The organism is uncultured Campylobacter sp. (assembly GCF_937997405.1).
GTDB lineage: Bacteria > Campylobacterota > Campylobacteria > Campylobacterales > Campylobacteraceae > Campylobacter_B.
Genome location: NZ_CALKTL010000086.1, coordinates 49,756 through 66,324 on the forward strand (window position 1 = coordinate 49,756; position 16,569 = coordinate 66,324).

Genomic DNA, 16,569 nt, shown 5'->3' on the forward strand with positions numbered 1-16,569 from the left:
GCACGTAATCTATAGGGCGCGAACTGAATTTAGTCGAAGCAAATCAAATAATATTTTCTTCGTTTCTACGCGTCGTGGAGGCATGGGCGAGGCTGAATCAAAGCAAATTTAAGCATGGAGGGCGTTTTGATATATTTGGTGTCTAATACGAGATTTGATCATCCGCAGGTTAGGCAGCTTGCGGTCTGTGAGATAAAATTTCTCAAATTTAGCCTGCCTGCGCAGACGGGCGCGCTAATTTTTACCTCCAAAAATGCGGTGGCGGCGATAAAATTTAATGAAATTTTGCCTGATTTAGATACGCCCGTTTACGCTATCGGCGAGCCGTGTGCGGCGGCTGCGCGCGAGTTTGGATTTCGCGACATTTATACGGCGCAGCACGGGCACGGAAATGAGTTTGCCGCCGAGATCGCGCCGCTCTTGCAAGGCGCAGACGCGCTGTATCTGCGCGCGAGGCAGACGGTATCAAAGCTGGAGCAGATCCTGTCTAGCGCCGGCGTGTGGCTGCAAAGCGTGATCGCCTATGAAAATTGCGTCCTTAGCCTGCCTGCCGCCGCAAAGCCGCCGCGGGGCAGCACGCTGATTTTTACCTCGCCTAAGAACGTTCGCGGCTTTACCGCAAATTTCGGCTGGGACGGGAGCTATAAAGCGATCTGTATCGGTAGGACGACGGCGAGCGTTTTGAGCGAGTTTTGCGAGCCGATAATCTGCGAAAGAATGTCGATAAAATCCTGCGTCGATCTGGCGCTTTTGCCATAGTTTAAGCAAATTTTGACTATAATTTTGCCCAAGCCTGGGTGAAGCGAGAGCGTTTTATATGAGGGTTCAACATATTTGTATAAGCGACGACGTGAGAGGTCCGTGTGACGCGGCTCGGCTCGAGCTTTTTTAAAGTTACGGGTTGCGACCTAGAGATTTTTCCTAGTTGCAAGATTGGCTTTGTTTGAGCCGATTCTTTTTACGCAACGCTCACTTGGGTTTTTTACGTTACGGAGGCTTCATTGAATATCCTAATAATCGGCGGCGGCGGTAGAGAATACGCGATCGGGCTAAGACTTCGCGAGGATAAAAACGTTTTAAATCTGTATTTTGCTCCGGGAAACGGCGCGACTAAGGCGCTCGGTAAAAATTTAGATTTAAAAGATTTTGATGAACTTGCGCTCTTTGCCAAAAACAACGACGTAGCTCTTACTATCGTGGGTGCCGAAGAGCCGCTTACAAAAGGTATCGTGGATATTTTCAAAGCGCAAGGTCTCGCGATATTCGGTCCTAGCGCTGCTGCGGCGAAGCTAGAGGGCTCTAAAGCCTATATGAAGGACTTTCTGGCGCGAAATCATATCAAAACCGCAAAATTTCTAAGCAGCGACGATCTATCCGAAATTTCAAAATTTATCGATACCCTAGACGGCCGCGTCGTGGTCAAAGCGGACGGCCTATGCGCTGGCAAAGGCGTCATCATCGCAAATTCCAAAGATGAAGCTAAAAAAGCCGCCGCGGATATGTTAAGCGGCGAAAGCTTCGGCGAAGCCGGCAAGCGCGTCGTCGTGGAGGAGTTTTTAGAAGGCTTCGAGCTGAGCTTTTTTGCGATCTGCGACGGGGAGAATTTCGTAAGCTTGCCCGTAGCGCAGGATCACAAAAAGCTTCTTGACGGCGATCTGGGCCCGAACACCGGCGGCATGGGAGCTTATGCGCCAAGCCCGCTAGCGGATGCCGCGCTGATAAAAAGAGTGCAGAGCGAGATCGTCGCACCCACGCTAAAAGGGATGCAGCAGCAGGGCGCGCCCTTTTGCGGCGTTCTATTCGTGGGGCTTATGATCGTAGGCGGCGAGCCTTACGTGCTGGAGTACAACGTCCGCTTCGGCGATCCGGAGTGCGAGGTTTTGATGCCGCTAATCGACGGAAATTTGAGCGAAATTTTATACAACGCCGCCGTAGGCAAGCTAAGTAGCATAAGCTTAAAAGAGCGATTCGCGGTGGGCGTCGTGATGGCTAGCGAGCGCTACCCTTACGGCTCTTCGCAGCCTGCTTTGATCGAAGTCGGCGAAATTCCCGCGGGAGCGCATATCTGCTACGCAGGCGTGAGCGAGCGGGAGGGGCAGATTTACGCTAGCGGCGGGCGCGTTTTGGTAAGCGTGGGCGTCGCGCAGAGCCTAAAACAGGCGCGCGATGCGGCTTACGCGCTGTGCAAAAATATAAAATTTAGCGGCGCGCAGTATAGGCGCGATATCGCGCACCAAGCCTTAAGAGATAAAATTTGATCGTCGCTCCGCTTAGCAAGCGCGTAATTGCGTTTAGTATCGACGAAGCGGTGAGCGTAACGCTTTTTGTGGTCGTGCTATTTGCTATCGACGAGCCAGAGCTTGTTGCAGCGGCGCAGAGCGGAAGCAATCTTGAGGTACAAAAGATCGCTTCAAAATTCATTTTGCATTACGCGATAATAAAATTTTTATATCAGGCGATTTTTGTCTATCTATACGGCGCGACGCTAGGCAAGCTTGCGGTTAAAATTTATTGCGTCCGCGCCGACGGCAGCGCTATGGATATCACTACTGCAGCGATCCGCGCGGCGGTTAGGTTGATAAGCGAGATGATCTTTTATATGGGATTTTTGGTGGCGCTTTTTACGAACTCGCGTCAGAGCCTGCATGATATGGCGGCGAAAACATTGGTGGTAGAGATTGAAAAAGAGTAAAAAATTTAAAATTCTAGCGCTTAGTTTTAGCGCTCTTTTAGCAAGCAGTGCGAGCGCAAAGGTCCAAGACGTCGAGCTTATAGCAGATAATGTCGATAAAAATGGCTTTGTGACGGAGGCGAGTGGAAACGTAACGGTGTATTCGCAGGACTACTTTATCACTGCCGATCGCGCTACATACGACGAACAAAACGGCATCATCGAGCTTTTCGGCAACGTCAATGCAATGCGCGGCAGCAGCGAAACCACCCGCGCCGAATATGTCAAAATCGATCTGAAAAACGATAAGCAGGAAGCTGACGTAAATTTTATGATGGACAAGGACTCTGAGCTTTGGATGCAAAACGACGCCAGCTGCAGCGATAGCGAGTATTACCGCGTGGAGGGCTCTAGCGTATCTAGCTGCAACGTTACCGATCCTGATTGGCGCATCAAATTTAGTAGCGGCATGCTTAATAAAGAGAGCAAATTCCTCCATCTGTTCAATCCAAGATTTTACGTGGGTGATGTGCCGGTGCTCTATCTGCCGTATTTCGGCTTTCCGACCGACCGTACGCGTCGCACGGGCTTGCTGCCTCCCGAGGCCGGCTACATCAGCAAGGAGGGGATTTACTACAAGCAGCCGATCTATTTTGCGCCTTACGATAGCTGGGATTTTCAGCTCGATCCGCAGGTGCGCACGCGCAGGGGCTTTGGCGTATACGGGACATTTCGATTTACGGAGTCGCCGTATTCTTACGGCGAGATTAGAGGCGGAGTTTTCGATAACTTCTCGCGAGCGCAAAAACGCCTCGAATACAAAAACGAGCGCCATCACGGCTTTGAAGTGCAATACGATCGCAGCAAGCTTGCAACCTATCTGCTAGACGGCGATCTGCGCGAAAATTTATGGATCGACTTTACTCAGCTAAACGACCTTGAATACTACGATCTGAAGGAAAAGGGAGGTCTTGGCAACGATGCGGATAATTCGCTCGTAACTTCACGGCTGAATTATTATTTGACCTCAGACGAGCACTATTTTGGCGCTTACGGACGCTACTATATCGATACAAGCAAGCTAAACGCCGATAATACCTTCCGCAACGAAGATACCGTCCAAGAGCTTCCGACGCTGCAATATCATAAATTTAGCAATGATTTGGGACTGCCAAATTTAATCTATTCGCTTGATGCAAAGGCGCGTAATTACACCAGATGGGAGGGCGCGACTGCTCGCCAATACGAGTTTGACGTACCGATTAGTATAAGCACGCCGCTACTGGCGGATTATTTAAATTTCGCCTTTACCGAGCGAGTGTATATGACCAATATCGATTGGCACGATAAATTCTACTACGCAAACGGAGATCTTGGCGAGGATAAAAGCACTTTCTACGCTAATCAATACACCGAGCTTTCACTCTACACCGACGTAGCCAGGGCTTACGATAGCTTGTATCATACGATGAGCTGGAGAGCGGATTTTAGAATTCCCGGATGGCAGCAAGGCGACATCGAGGATAGAATTTTAAAGTATCATCAGTATAAATACGACCTTGCTCGCGGCGCAGTAGATCGTTCGCGGCTGGGTAACTTGCAAGACTCGCTTTATTGGGAGGATAACTTCTTAAGCGAGCTTAGTGACGAATACACTCACGAAAATGCAGCTTTAAGTATGACGCAGTTTTTCTATAATGAAGACGGACGTAAATTTTTACGCCATAGCGTCAAGCAGCGATATGACTTCGACGATCATGAGTTCGACGATTTAGAACACCGCATCGATGCGTATTTTGCAAATGGGCTAAATATCGGAAACCGCTTTACCTACTCGCATAAATATAAAAGCTTCGATAAGGTCTATACCTACGCCAACTACTCCAACGACGATTTTAGCTTTGGACTTAGTCACGCTTACGAATACGAAAAGCTAAGCATGGAGCCTAAACGCTATACGAAAGATAACTACGGCATCGTAAATGCTTCGGTAAATTTGCCTAGGAATAATAAAATTTTTGGGCGTTGGGATTACGACTTGGAGCGATCTTATTCTAAAATGTGGCGCGTGGGGCTTTCTCATACGCGCAAGTGTTGGAATTACTCTTTTGTGTATCAAGAGGATATCGAGCCTAAAAATACCAGTACGACTGGCTACAGCAAAGCAAGCAAGGAGCGCGGAATTTACTTTCTCGTAAATTTCTATCCGTTCGGCGGAGTGGGGTATGATTTTTCGGTAGATAGCGAATACGGAAGCGAAAAATAATGACGCCTAGAGCCGAGTTGATGTTTGAAAACCAAATCGACGCCGCGATGAAACTTTCAGAAATTTTACCCGCTACCGTGATCAAAAACGAAAATTTTCTAATAATCGCCCAGTCACTAGAGTCGCTTCCTATCGCAAACCATCTTGCTCTAAAATTAGGGCTTGCTTATGAGTTTTTATTTACAGAACCCGTTTTAGCGCCAAATAATCCTGAATGTGCGATCGCGTGCGTAAGCGAAACCCAAGAGATCGTGATGGTGGATGAGCTCGTGCGAAGCTTCGGCATCAGCCTGGATTATGTTTACGGACAGGCAAACAGACTTTATGAGGAGAAAATTTTAAAAAATATGTATAAATTTCGCAAGGGCGAGCTTTTGGGAAATTTGGAGAAAAAAAACGTCATCTTGGTAGATGAGGGGTGTGAGAGCGGGCTGACCGCGCTTACTTGCATAAAGACGCTCGTAAGCTTAAACGCCAAAGCGATCTTTTATGCCACGCCCGTTATCGGCAGCGATAATGCAGACGAGATCGCCATGCTAGTAGATGGAATTTATGCCGTTCACAAGATCAGAGACTTTGTGAATGTGGATTTTTATTACAAAGAGAAAACGCTCTCAAGCGCGGAGGAGATAATGCAAATTTTAAACAAATGCCCGCTTTATCTGCCGTTTCACGAGACTAACAAAAACAAGGAGAAAATTAATGCAGTGCAAAATTGAAGTAAATGGCAATACCGAAATTTTCGATATCAATAAGGTCGCAAAGCAAGCCGCGGGTGCGGCGCTTTTGCGTGTGAAAAATACCGTCGTGCTCGCTACCGTAGCGCGCGAAGAGACGCAGGTGCAGGAGGACTTTTTGCCCCTTACCGTGCAATATATCGAAAAAATGTACGCAGCGGGCAGAATCCCCGGAGGCTACATCAAGCGCGAGACCAAGCCGGGCGATTTTGAGACTCTAACGAGCCGCATCATAGACCGCTCGCTGCGCCCACTCTTTCCGAAGGGTTATGCGTATCCGACGCAGATCGTAGTTTACGTGCTATCGGCAGATCCGGAGGTCGATCTGCAAGTCGTCGCTCTTAATGCGGCGTCCGCGGCGCTATATCTTAGCGACATCCCGATTAAAGCGCCCGTTTGCGGCGTGCGCATAGGCTATCAAAATGGAAGCTTCATCTTAAATCCAAGCAACTCCGCGCTTAAAGCTAGCGCACTCGATCTTTACGTAGCGGGCGTCGGCGATGAGCTTTTGATGATCGAGATGCGCTCTTTGCCGCAGATTAATGGCGGCGCGCAGCAGATGAATGAATTTAGCGAAGATCTGATGGTAGATGCGATCGATTTTGCCGCAAAGGCGATAAGCGCGGGTTCAAACGCCTACGAAGAGACCTTTTTGCCGCTTAAAAAGCCCGATGCGAGCCTAGAGTACAAGCCTGAGATCGAGGATGAGGATATCGCGGATTTTATCGACGCAAACTACAAAGACGCCGTCAAAGCGGCAATCAATCAGATGGCAAAGAGCGAGCGTGCTACTGAACTAAACAAAATCGTGGATCAAATTTTAGCGACCGAGGCTGCGGCGCAAAACGAATGGAGCAAAGAGGTGATCTCTAGCGTCATCGGCAAGTATAAGCGCGGCATCATCCGCACACAGATCATCGAGGATCGCCGCAGAGCCGACGGACGCGCGCTTGATGAGGTGCGCCCGATCAGTATCGAGACAAATATCCTACCGTGCGCGCATGGAAGCTGCCTATTTACGCGCGGACAGACGCAAGCTCTGGTCGTCACTACGCTAGGCGGCGATAGCGACGCGCAGCTAAGCGACAGCCTAACGCAGCTTGAGCCGATCAGCGATAGATTTATGTTTAACTACAACTTCCCGGGCTTTTGTGTCGGCGAAGCAAGTCCGCTCAAAAGCCCCGGCAGACGAGAGCTGGGACATGGAAATTTAGCCAAAAGAGCGCTATATCCGAGCATCGATCTAAACTCGCCGCAGTCTATCCGCGTAGTGAGCGAAATTTTAGAGAGCAACGGCTCAAGCTCGATGGCTTCAGTCTGCGGCGGTGCGCTTTCTCTCCGAGCAGCGGGCGTGCCTACGCTAAAGCTCGTTGCGGGCGTAGCGATGGGCTTGATTTTTGAGGGCGAAAGACACGCCGTGCTAACCGACATAATGGGGCTTGAGGATCACGACGGCGATATGGATTTTAAGGTCGCGGGCACCTACGAGGGCATCACTGCGCTTCAGATGGATATTAAGCTCGGCGGCATTAGCCTGGAGGTCTTAAAAGAGGCTCTCGCGCAGGCAAAGCAGGCTCGTGCGCATATTTTGGGCCTTATGGAGCAGGCGGACGCGGCAATCGTCATAAATGAAGATGTGCTTCCGAAGCTTGAAATTTTTAGCGTCGAGGCGAGCAAAATCCCCGACATCATCGGTCAGGGCGGCAAGGTCATCAAAGAGATCACCGAAAGCTTCGGCGTAAATATCGATCTGGATCGCGAAAAGGGCGAGGTCAAGATCCAAGGCGCCAAAGCTAGCGGCGTATCGGGCGCGAAAGAGAAAATTTTATCGATAGTTTCAAATTCTCGCGATTTTCGCAAGCCGCGCGGTGAACGCAAAGAGGTAAAATTTCAGATCGGCGAGGAGTTTGACGGTGTGGTGCAAAGCGTACTGGATTTCGGCACCTTCATCTCGCTGCGAGACGGCGTGGACGGATTGCTGCGCGCTAAATTTATCACGACGCCTTATCGTGCGGGCGACATCGTGCGCGTGCGCGTGACCGAGCAGAAAGGCTCTAAAATTTCACTGGAACTGGCTTAAAATTTTAATAGGAGTATGAGATGCAGCTTAAAAAGATATTTTTCCCTATCGGCGGCGGCGAGGAGCTAGCCGAGCGCATACACGGAGCGCTACTAGTGAATAAATTTTTCGGTACGCACATCAACATAATGGCGTGCCAGCTCGATCCTAAGATGATCTACAACGTCCGCATGACGCTAAAAGGCGGCGTGCTGATGGAGGAATTTTTAAAATCCGCGGGCGATGAGATGCAGGCCGAGCGCGAGGTGATCAAAGCTATCTTCGACGCTGAATGCGCTAAGCTGGGCTTAGATCAAAACGACGACGATCATGTCCCAAATAGCGCCGCTTTGAGGCATATGGTAGGCATCCGCTCCGAGCTGGTCGAGAAATACTCCAAGTATTGCGATTTGGTGCTGGTCTCGGTGCCGCCTACTGGCTCTATCACTGGCACGTTCGAGGCGGCGGTCACTAAAAGCGGCAAGCCTTGCATCGTCATACCGCGCAAGCTGCAGGAGCTCAAGGCGGATAAAATTTTAGTTTCGCTTACCGGCACTGCGGCGTCTGCGCGAGCGCTCGATAATTGGCTAGAGCTTTTACAGCGCGCCAAATCCGTCACCGTCATCACCGCAAACCACTACCTTCAAGATGATCTTGCCGAAACGAAGCGCCGCATAAGCGACTATCTAGCCTTGCATGACGTTAAAATCGATGTTTTTGAGGCGTTAAACGCCGAGGGCAAGATCCCGGGACAGGTGCTACTAGAGTATGCTGACGCGGGCGATTTCGACCTCATAGTCGCGGGCTTGCACTCGGACAGCGGCATAAAAGAAATTTTCTTAGGCGGCGCGTCGAAATACTTCCTACAAAAGACGAAAATTCCAGTCTTAATGTAGCTTGAAGCCTAGACACCGTGTCGCGGCACACCGCCCGCACTGCGTCTAAGCTTAATCGGCTTTTAAGCGTCGCAAGCTAAAGCTTAAATTTTAATCGGCTCGCCGCCATGACTTTGCTAGCTCGCCCGTAAATAGTGCAGTTATGCTTCTTACGGATGGGTTGCTGCGATTAATTTTTATCGCTAGCTTTGCTGACTAGCCGCGTTTGCTTTGCTACGGCTAGCGGAGCAAATATATCCGCGGCGAGCAGAGTTAGCGGTCGCGGCAAGCTCGTAGGTCTACCTTTAAGCGCGGCGAGTTTGGAATTTCCATGCTTACCGTTTTCGGCTGCGTCGTGGATTTCGCATAAATTTGCACTTAAAATTTCCGCTTGCACGTTAAATTTTAAATTCCAAGGAGCGCAGATGGCGTTTGAAAATGCAATCATCACCAAAGAGGATGATAAAAAGTATGGATTGAGTGAAATATTTTATAAATATAATCCGCCGTATAAAGAATTTATTAACAAACGAAAATGGACTATTGACAAAAGTAGAAATTATTGGATGTGGTGTCTTCATAACTTTCCTAGTAATGAGTTTGATCATGCGCTTAGTACAGAAACTATTTGGATTCTATATTATAATAATGAATTACTAGAGTTGATTATGGATTATGAAATTATTATAAATAGAACTTTAAATCCAGAAAAATTTCATAGAATCTGGAAACTCCTAGATTTAAAACCAAATCATACTCAAAGTCTTAATAAGCAAGATATTTTGTATTTACTAAAAGAAATTTTAGAGGTATATAGAGATCGTGATTTGTTCGGAGAGGAGCCGAACTACACCATGGAACTCCAAGACCTAACCGATTGCGCCGCAGAATAGAGCTTTAAATTTAACTCCATCTTAATCCTGCATAAAACCAAATTTCATAAAATTCTAGAATTTCGCGGAATTTTGAAATTCTATAATTTCAAAATTCCCGCCCTAAAATTTCTTGTAAATCAAATTTATCAAAATCATCGACGCGAGCGCCTCTATGAGCGAGGCGATGATCATCGCGAAGTATATCTCTTGCGAGATCGCGGCGGTGGAGTAAAAAAGCGTCGCCGTGGCGATGACGAGGGTTAGCGGCATAGATAGTGATAGCGCGAAAAGCACCGCGCCTTTGCGCCCCAGGGTGCTTAAAAACGTAGCGCTCGCAAGCAGTCTGATGCCAAACATCAGCGCCGCTAGGCTTACGGCAAAGCTCATCACTCCGGGCATAAGGAGCGCTTCTAGCTTGATCACGGCTCCGGTGTGTATGAAAAATATCGGCACCAAAAAGCCGAAGCCGAACGACGATAGCTTTTCGATGAGGTCGTCCTTGTGCGAGAAAAAGGTCGGCAGAAAGGTGCCTGCGATGAAGGCGCCGATGACGACCTCAAGCCCCAAAAGCATCACCCCCGCGCAGATGAGGCAAAACAGCGCCATCGCAAATCGCACGTCCTTTTCGTTTTTGTCGTATTTGGGCATGATGACCGTTTTTAGCGCGGGGAACCACCAAAATAGAATTTCAAGCCCCTTAAAAACCGCTAGAGCGGCGACCGAAAAGCCCAAAAGCGCGCCGATGTGAAGCGCCATCTCGACGCCGAAGCCGTTTTTAAGGTAGATGCCGCCCACTGTGAGGACGGCGATGCTGATGAGCTCGCCGATCACGCCCGCGGGCATTGCGAGATTGAGCCACGCTTGATCCTTGCCGTATTCCTTATACAGCGCCGAAAGTAGCCCGACGCTCATCAGGGGTGCTGCTATGATAAGCATCTGCGGCAGTTCAAACACCCAAACCGCAAGCGCGCTTAGGATATAAAGCAGCGCCAAAAAGATTAGGATTAGCCGCAAAATTTTGCGCGGCATCGCAAGCAGCGCGCGGAAATCCACCTCGCAGCCCGCCAAAAACATAAGGTAGCAAAAGCCGATCTGAGCGGCCAGATCGAAGGTCGCGCTTGGAGGCAAAAGCCCTAAATTTGCGGCTATGATGCCAAGCATGATCTCCATAGGCGAGAGCGGAATTCTAGCTAAGCTGGCCAAAAAGGGCGAAGCAAAGATCAAAAAGGATAGCGCGATTAGGACGTAAATTTCATTCATACGCTTTGGCCTCGCACCCTTTTATATTTTTCCCACGCTGTTTTAGAATTTTTTCGTATCTTTCTAGCATTTTCTCTGGTTGCTCAGGGGCTTTTCGTATCATTTCAAGACTTCCTTTCAGTCGCTTTATAGTTCTTTGCGCTGCGAACGGAGACGAGATGCACGCAATTTTTGCTCTTGCGCCACGACGTAAGCAAACTCGAAAAGCCGCTTTTTGCGTCCGCAAATCTCGCCAGGATTTAGCACGAGCGTGCCGTAAATTTAAATTTTGCGCCGCTAAAGTGTTTTGATTCACTGCCATGTGGCAATAACCCACCGCTGCGTAATTTTGCCGATATGCCGCCGTAGCGTTTTTATCTATCGATACGTCGCACCAATCCATCGCCGCGGTGTTTTGGTGCGCCGGTGTGCTGTGGCAATCTGTCGTTGCGCTGCGACCATTCGCCGATATGCCGTTTTTTGATATACCCCACTTATCGGTAAGTCCTTTTGATTCGCCGTTGCCATATCGTCGGTAATCTATCGATGTGACATAGTGCTCCGCTACCGCAACGAAAAAACTGGTGCGATCGTAAATTTTAATATATCTGAGTGGCGTTTTGCAGCCCTCTCTCGCGGAGTTTGGCGGTAGGACGAAATTTTGCGATGAGGCAGAGTTTTGCGAGGAGGTAAAATTCTGAGGCAGCACGGAATTTGGGAGCGAAGCGGATTTTGCGCTCGGTGCCGTGAGGATAGAGCTTTGATATGCCGCCGCAAAGTTTAAATCCTGCGTGGCTTGAGCTGCGGAATTAGAATTTTGAACGGAATTCCCGTTGAGATTTTGGATAGAATTCTTACTGCTGCGTAGCGTAGATTTTAGATTGGGTGCGGCGAAGCTCGGAGAGAAATTTTTGCTCGAGATAAGAGCGCCTGAGATTTGATTAAGGATTGCGGGCGCAGAATTTTCGCTTTGGTTTCGGTCGGAATTTTTGCCGCAATAAAGGGTAAAATTTTGTGCGTCGTAGCTCGAGCCTATCGTAATAAAGCCTCGATACGCCGCTGTCAGGTAATTTTTATCTACGACGGGATTTACAGCCCCTATTTTTGTGACGGGGCTTTGATATTCTACGCCGCTTGCGACTCGTATCGGCGTAGAATTTCGCGTAGCGCCCGAGTACGGGTTTATGTCTAAATCTGCGGCGGAGAAATTTGATTTAGAATTTCGGACGGAATTTTTGCCTTCGTCGTTTGCGTCCGAGCCTGAACTTACAGTCAAATTTAAGCTCACGCTCAGTGCGGTTAAATTTATTACGTGATCCGCTACTTTAGAATTTGCAACTAAAATTTCCCCGCGATCTGCTCTGCAGTTTGAGCCTAAATTTGCGCTGCGATTTGCTTCGTCGCTTAAGCTTAAATTTTTAGCTAGGCTCGCGCCGGAATTTCTGCGAGAATCTACCGCGCGATCCGTACCTGCATCTAAATCCGCGTTTAAATTTAATCCGTCTGCTTCATTTTGCGTCGCGGACTCCTCGTCAAAGAGATAAAACGGATGGTGCATTATTTTTAGTCGCAGCCCGGCAAACTCCGTGCAGAAGGGCTCACCCCGCAGGCTGAAGTCGTTTTTTAGCTCCGTAAGCGCCTCGTCGTTGTTGCCTAAAACCGCGAAGTAGGGCTTGCCGCTTTGTCGCAAAAGTTGCAGCGTCTCGCTCTCGACGATGCCCTCTGCGTGCACGAGCAGATCCGCTCCGCGCGCGAGCAGCCACTCTATAGCGCTTGCAGCGACCTTTGTTTCGCGATGAGAGTCCGAAATGACGCCTATTATCAATCGATCTCTTCTTTAAGCTTGCACTGCGGACACTCGGCGAAGTTGCCTTTTTTTAGCTCTTTGCGAAGCATGTATGAGTTGCCGCACTGCGGGCACGCGCGCGCAATCGGCGCATAGTTGCTCACAAAGCCGCACTTTGGGTAGTTCGTGCAGCCGTAGAATTTGCCGCGTCTGGAGAAGCGCTCGACGATCTCGCCGGTGCCGCAGCTCGGGCACTTAACGCCCGTGGAGACGAGTGGTTTTTTCTCCTTCGCCGCGCCCTCGATTTTACGCGAGTATTTGCACTTCGGATAGCCCTCGCAAGCGATAAACTCACCGTATCTGCCCTTGCGCTTGATCAAATTTTTACCGCACTGCGGGCATTTTTCATCTAGCACCTCGGGCGCCGCTTTCTCCTCGCTCGCCCCCTCGGCGCTGGCGTCTGCGTTGCGTGAATATTTGCACTTTGGATAGTTCGAGCAAGCGATAAACTCGCCGAATCTACCCTGGCGCTTAAGTAGCTCGCCGCCACAGTTCGGGCATGCTTCGCCGATCTTTTCGGCTAGCTTTTGACTTGCGATCGACGTTTTTCCTTTGGCGATCTCGTCCATAAAAGGATAATAGAAATCCGCCAAAATTTGCTGCCAGTCCGCTTTGTTTTCGGCGATATCGTCGAGTTTTTCCTCCATTTTGGAGGTAAACTCGCTATCGACGATATTTTTAAAATTTTGCTCCAGCATCTCGGTGATCTTAAAGGCGATCTCGCTCGGTACCAGGTGCTTTTGCTCGATATTTACGTAGTTGCGCGCCGTAAGCAGCGAGATGGTAGGCGCATAGGTCGAGGGCCTGCCGATGCCTAGGCTTTCGAGCTTTTTGATGAGGCTCGCTTCCGAATAGCGCGCCGGCGGCTCGGTGAAATGCTGCTGCGAGCTTAGGCTTTGCAGGCTCATCGCGTCGCCCGCGCTAAGGCTCGGTAAAATTTTATCCTTATCCAGATCGCCGTAAGCCTTGTAAAATCCGTCAAATTCCACCTTGCGCCCGCTGATCTTAAATGCGCCCGCTTCGCCGCGTACGATGATCGTTTGGATCTGCGAGACGCTAGGGCTCATCTGCGAGGCTACGAAGCGGTTGTAGATGAGCGCGTAAAGGCGGTATTCGTCGCGAGGCAGGATTTTTTGCGCGAGCTCGGGGGTAAGCTTCAGATCGGTAGGTCTTATCGCTTCGTGCGCTTCCTGCGCGCCTTTGCTTTTGGTGGCGTATAAATTCGCGCTTTTCGGCAGATACTTTTCGCCGAAGCGCTCGCCGATCAGCTCTCGAGCCGCCGCGATCGCTTCTTTGGCGATATTTAGCGAGTCGGTTCGCATATAGGTGATCGCGCCGCCGTTTTTGGTATTGACGCCTTCGTAAAGGCTCTGCGCGAGGCTCATCGTCTTGCGCGGATTAAAGCCCAGAGCCGTACTTGCCGCCTGTTGTAGCGTCGAGGTCATAAACGGCGGATAGGGGTTCGTTTTGCGCGATTTGCTCTCGATACTATCTACGCTAAATTTGTCTTTTTGCAGCGTCAGGACGATCTCGCTAGCCTGCGCCGCGTTTTTGACCGAGAGCTTTTCCATCTTTTTGCCGCGAAATTCTACGAGCTCGGCTTCCAAGTCCTTCTTAAAAACCGCGTCGATGCTGTGGAATTCTACCGGCTTGAAATTTAAAATTTCGCGCTCGCGATCGACGACAATCTTAAGCGCGGCGCTTTGGACGCGACCCGCGCTTAAGCCGCGCTGGATCTTTAAATTTAAAAGCGGACTTAGCTTGTAGCCCACGATGCGATCGAGCAGGCGGCGCGCTTGTTGAGCGTTTACGCTTGCGATATTGAGCTTGCGCGGCGAACTTAGCGCGTTTGAGATCGCGCTTTTGGTGATCTCATGAAACACGATGCGCGGCAACTCCTGCGCCTGCTTGCCGATCGAAGCGGCGATATGATAGGCGATCGCCTCGCCCTCGCGGTCCTCGTCCGTCGCGAGGTAAATTTGATCCGCCTTTTTGGCGAGCGTCTTTATCTGCTTTACGATCTGATCGTGATCGGCGCTGATTTCATATTCGGGCTCGAAGCTTTTATCTTTGATTTTAATGCCGAATTTTTTCTGCGGCAGATCGCGGATATGGCCTTTAGACGCGATTACGTCGTAATTGTCGCCTAAGAAATTTTTGATCGTTTTGGCTTTTGCGGGAGATTCTACGATGATTAAATTTTTCATTGTTTAATCCTTCAGAATTCTAGGCAGCGTGATGCCCTTTTGGCTTTGGTATTTGCCCTTTTTGTCGCAGTAGCTCACCTCGCACGGCTCATCTCCTTGCAGAAACAAAACCTGCGCGATGCCTTCGTTCGCGTAAATTTTTGCAGGCAGCGGCGTGGTGTTGGAAATTTCAATCGTGATGTGCCCTTCAAAGCCCGGCTCAAAGGGCGTTACGTTTACGATGATGCCGCAGCGCGCGTAGGTGCTTTTACCGAGGCAGATCGCAAGCACGTCGCGCGGCATTTTGAAGTATTCGATGGTGCGCGCTAGCGCGAAGGAATTAGGCGGCACGATGCAGACATCGCCCTCAAAATCCACGACGTTTTTTGCGTCGAAATTTTTAGGATCGACGACCGTTCCGCCGACGTTTGTAAAAATTTTAAATTCGCGCGCTACGCGTATGTCGTATCCATAGCTCGAAAGTCCGTAGCTAACGACGCCGCGGCCGATATTTTCCTCGCAAAAAGGCGCTATCATATCGTGCTGCTGCGACATCTGTCTGATCCATTTATCGCTTTTCAGTCCCATAAAATTTCCTTAAAATAATCAAAATTTTTCGCGCATTATAGCAGCAAAATAAAATATAATAAAAATTTTATGCTAGAATTTTGCTTAAATTATAAAAATTTTATCACTTTTTAAGGAGCAACTATGGGACTACTCAAGAAATTTGCGTTTATTACGTTTTTTATCGCGTCATCTTTGGCTGCTGCGAAGCCAAATATTTATATTTTAGCTACCGGCGGTACGATCGCGGGAAGCAGCGCAAGTGCCACGGAGGGCAACTATACCGCAGGTTCAAAGGGCGTAGAAGATATCTTAGCGGCAGTGCCGCAACTGGGGGATTTAGCTACGATTAAAAGCGAACAAATTTCAAATATCGGCTCGCAGGAGATGGATGATGAAATTTGGCTCAAGCTTGCAAACCGCGTAAGCGAACTGCTTACTAAAAACGACGTAGACGGCGTCGTCATCGTGCATGGAACCGATACGATGGAGGAGACGGCGTATTTTTTAAGCCTGGTAGTAAAATCCAAAAAACCGATCGTTTTGGTGGGGGCGATGCGAAACGCTGATTCTATGAGTGCGGACGGCCCTTTAAATATCTTTAACGCCGTAAGCGTTGCGACAGATAAAAACGCTCGCGAAAAGGGCGCTCTTGTAGTGATGAACGACGAGATTCATGCTGCGCGCGAGGTTACGAAAACAAATACTACTAATGTTGCGGCTTTTGCCTCGCCGAATTCCGGCAAAATCGGCACCGTGAATTACGGAGTCGTAAATTTCTATATGGCACCGCTTCGCAAACACACCATAAGCAGCGATTTTAATATCAAAGATATTAAGGTTCTGCCGCGCGTCGATATTATTTACGCGCATCCGCAGGACGTGAGCGATTTCGTAGAGACTGCCGTACAAAAGGGCGCTAAGGGCATCGTAGTCGCCGGCATGGGAAACGGAAATTTATACCCCGATACGGAGGCTGCGCTTGCAAAAGCTAGCGAAGCGGACGTGATAGTCGTGCGCTCAAACCGCACGGGCAGCGGCTCAACTAGCGTAGGCTCAGAGGTGGACGACGCTAAGCTCGGTTTTTTAACCGCCGATAATCTAAATCCGCAAAAGGCGCGCGTGCTGCTGATGTTGGCTCTTAGCAAAACGAGCGATAAAGCGAAAATTCAGAGCTTTTTTGCGACACATTAAAGCGCGAAATTCCGTGCGGATAGAATCTCGGCGCGGGGGTTTAAAATAAAATTT

Annotated in this window: 14 protein-coding genes; 9 read left to right on the forward strand and 5 right to left on the reverse strand. The window is 49.4% G+C overall.

The features are described 5' to 3' along the window. The first annotated feature begins 126 nt into the window (after positions 1-126). The 7 genes from Q0372_RS04935 to Q0372_RS04965 all read left to right on the forward strand — a co-directional run bounded on the left by Q0372_RS04935 (position 127) and on the right by Q0372_RS04965 (position 8,629). Positions 127-759 carry a uroporphyrinogen-III synthase gene (locus Q0372_RS04935; protein ID WP_298103309.1) on the forward strand — a complete coding sequence of 211 codons (633 nt, stop codon included), beginning with the start codon at positions 127-129 and terminating at the stop codon, positions 757-759. A 242-nt stretch (positions 760-1,001) separates the two neighbouring features. Next, the gene (purD, locus tag Q0372_RS04940; protein ID WP_298103311.1) at positions 1,002-2,258 is read left to right on the forward strand and encodes a phosphoribosylamine--glycine ligase; all 1,257 of its coding nucleotides are present in this window, start codon (positions 1,002-1,004) and stop codon (positions 2,256-2,258) included. Next, the gene (locus Q0372_RS04945) at positions 2,255-2,692 is read left to right on the forward strand and encodes an RDD family protein (RefSeq protein WP_297948867.1); all 438 of its coding nucleotides are present in this window, start codon (positions 2,255-2,257) and stop codon (positions 2,690-2,692) included. Before purD ends, Q0372_RS04945 begins: the two co-directional genes overlap by 4 nt. Then, complete coding sequence (locus Q0372_RS04950; RefSeq protein WP_298103314.1) at positions 2,679-4,937, forward strand: LPS-assembly protein LptD; 2,259 nt, start codon at positions 2,679-2,681, stop codon at positions 4,935-4,937. Before Q0372_RS04945 ends, Q0372_RS04950 begins: the two co-directional genes overlap by 14 nt. 20 nt (positions 4,938-4,957) lie before the next feature. Continuing rightward, positions 4,958-5,656 (forward strand): phosphoribosyltransferase family protein, encoded by a 699-nt coding sequence (locus Q0372_RS04955; protein WP_298103318.1) that lies wholly within the window; start codon positions 4,958-4,960, stop codon positions 5,654-5,656. Next, the gene (locus tag Q0372_RS04960; protein WP_298103320.1) at positions 5,640-7,754 is read left to right on the forward strand and encodes a polyribonucleotide nucleotidyltransferase; all 2,115 of its coding nucleotides are present in this window, start codon (positions 5,640-5,642) and stop codon (positions 7,752-7,754) included. Before Q0372_RS04955 ends, Q0372_RS04960 begins: the two co-directional genes overlap by 17 nt. A gap of 20 nt (positions 7,755-7,774) precedes the next feature. Beyond that, positions 7,775-8,629 carry a universal stress protein gene (locus Q0372_RS04965; protein WP_298103323.1) on the forward strand — a complete coding sequence of 285 codons (855 nt, stop codon included), beginning with the start codon at positions 7,775-7,777 and terminating at the stop codon, positions 8,627-8,629. 169 nt (positions 8,630-8,798) lie between these two features. Here Q0372_RS04965 and Q0372_RS04970 read toward each other — a convergent pair whose 3' ends face one another. Next, a complete protein-coding gene (locus tag Q0372_RS04970) occupies positions 8,799-9,056 on the reverse strand; it encodes a hypothetical protein (protein ID WP_298103325.1) in 258 nt (85 codons plus the stop codon). Between Q0372_RS04970 and Q0372_RS04975 the strand changes: the two genes are divergently transcribed. Beyond that, on the forward strand, positions 9,034-9,501 hold the full coding sequence (locus Q0372_RS04975; RefSeq protein ID WP_298103328.1) for a hypothetical protein: 468 nt from the start codon (positions 9,034-9,036) through the stop codon (positions 9,499-9,501). The two genes, Q0372_RS04970 and Q0372_RS04975, sit on opposite strands and share 23 nt — an antisense overlap. Before the next feature lie 102 nt (positions 9,502-9,603). Here the strand turns inward: Q0372_RS04975 and Q0372_RS04980 are convergent, their stop codons facing one another. Genes Q0372_RS04980 through dcd form a run of 4 tightly spaced genes read right to left on the reverse strand, consistent with a single transcriptional unit; the run spans position 9,604 to position 15,342 of the window. After that, positions 9,604-10,743: a cation:proton antiporter gene (locus Q0372_RS04980; RefSeq protein WP_298103331.1), complete on the reverse strand. Its 1,140-nt coding sequence runs from the start codon at positions 10,741-10,743 to the stop codon at positions 9,604-9,606. Continuing rightward, positions 10,736-12,547 (reverse strand): metallophosphoesterase family protein, encoded by a 1,812-nt coding sequence (locus Q0372_RS04985; RefSeq protein ID WP_298103333.1) that lies wholly within the window; start codon positions 12,545-12,547, stop codon positions 10,736-10,738. Before Q0372_RS04985 ends, Q0372_RS04980 begins: the two co-directional genes overlap by 8 nt. Further along, positions 12,544-14,775, reverse strand: coding sequence for a type I DNA topoisomerase (topA, locus tag Q0372_RS04990; RefSeq protein WP_298103336.1), 2,232 nt, complete (start codon positions 14,773-14,775; stop codon positions 12,544-12,546). Before topA ends, Q0372_RS04985 begins: the two co-directional genes overlap by 4 nt. A 3-nt stretch (positions 14,776-14,778) precedes the next feature. After that, positions 14,779-15,342: a dCTP deaminase gene (gene dcd, locus Q0372_RS04995; RefSeq protein WP_005871523.1), complete on the reverse strand. Its 564-nt coding sequence runs from the start codon at positions 15,340-15,342 to the stop codon at positions 14,779-14,781. Between the two features lie 123 nt (positions 15,343-15,465). Between dcd and Q0372_RS05000 the strand changes: the two genes are divergently transcribed. Further along, on the forward strand, positions 15,466-16,515 hold the full coding sequence (locus Q0372_RS05000) for a type II asparaginase (protein WP_298103339.1): 1,050 nt from the start codon (positions 15,466-15,468) through the stop codon (positions 16,513-16,515). Positions 16,516-16,569 lie beyond the last annotated feature (54 nt).

What these genes read in the sequence shown, in the direction of transcription:
- Q0372_RS04955 (WP_298103318.1), top strand. Translation starts at nt 4,958, where the DNA reads ATGTTTGAAAACCAAATCGACGCCGCGATGAAACTTTCAGAAATTTTA.
- Q0372_RS04965 (WP_298103323.1), top strand. Translation starts at nt 7,775, where the DNA reads ATGCAGCTTAAAAAGATATTTTTCCCTATCGGCGGCGGCGAGGAGCTA.
- Q0372_RS04980 (WP_298103331.1), bottom strand. Translation starts at nt 10,743, where the DNA reads ATGAATGAAATTTACGTCCTAATCGCGCTATCCTTTTTGATCTTTGCT.
- topA (WP_298103336.1), bottom strand. Translation starts at nt 14,775, where the DNA reads ATGAAAAATTTAATCATCGTAGAATCTCCCGCAAAAGCCAAAACGATC.
- Q0372_RS04960 (WP_298103320.1), top strand. Translation starts at nt 5,640, where the DNA reads ATGCAGTGCAAAATTGAAGTAAATGGCAATACCGAAATTTTCGATATC.
- Q0372_RS05000 (WP_298103339.1), top strand. Translation starts at nt 15,466, where the DNA reads ATGGGACTACTCAAGAAATTTGCGTTTATTACGTTTTTTATCGCGTCA.
- Q0372_RS04975 (WP_298103328.1), top strand. Translation starts at nt 9,034, where the DNA reads ATGGCGTTTGAAAATGCAATCATCACCAAAGAGGATGATAAAAAGTAT.
- dcd (WP_005871523.1), bottom strand. Translation starts at nt 15,342, where the DNA reads ATGGGACTGAAAAGCGATAAATGGATCAGACAGATGTCGCAGCAGCAC.
- Q0372_RS04970 (WP_298103325.1), bottom strand. Translation starts at nt 9,056, where the DNA reads ATGATTGCATTTTCAAACGCCATCTGCGCTCCTTGGAATTTAAAATTT.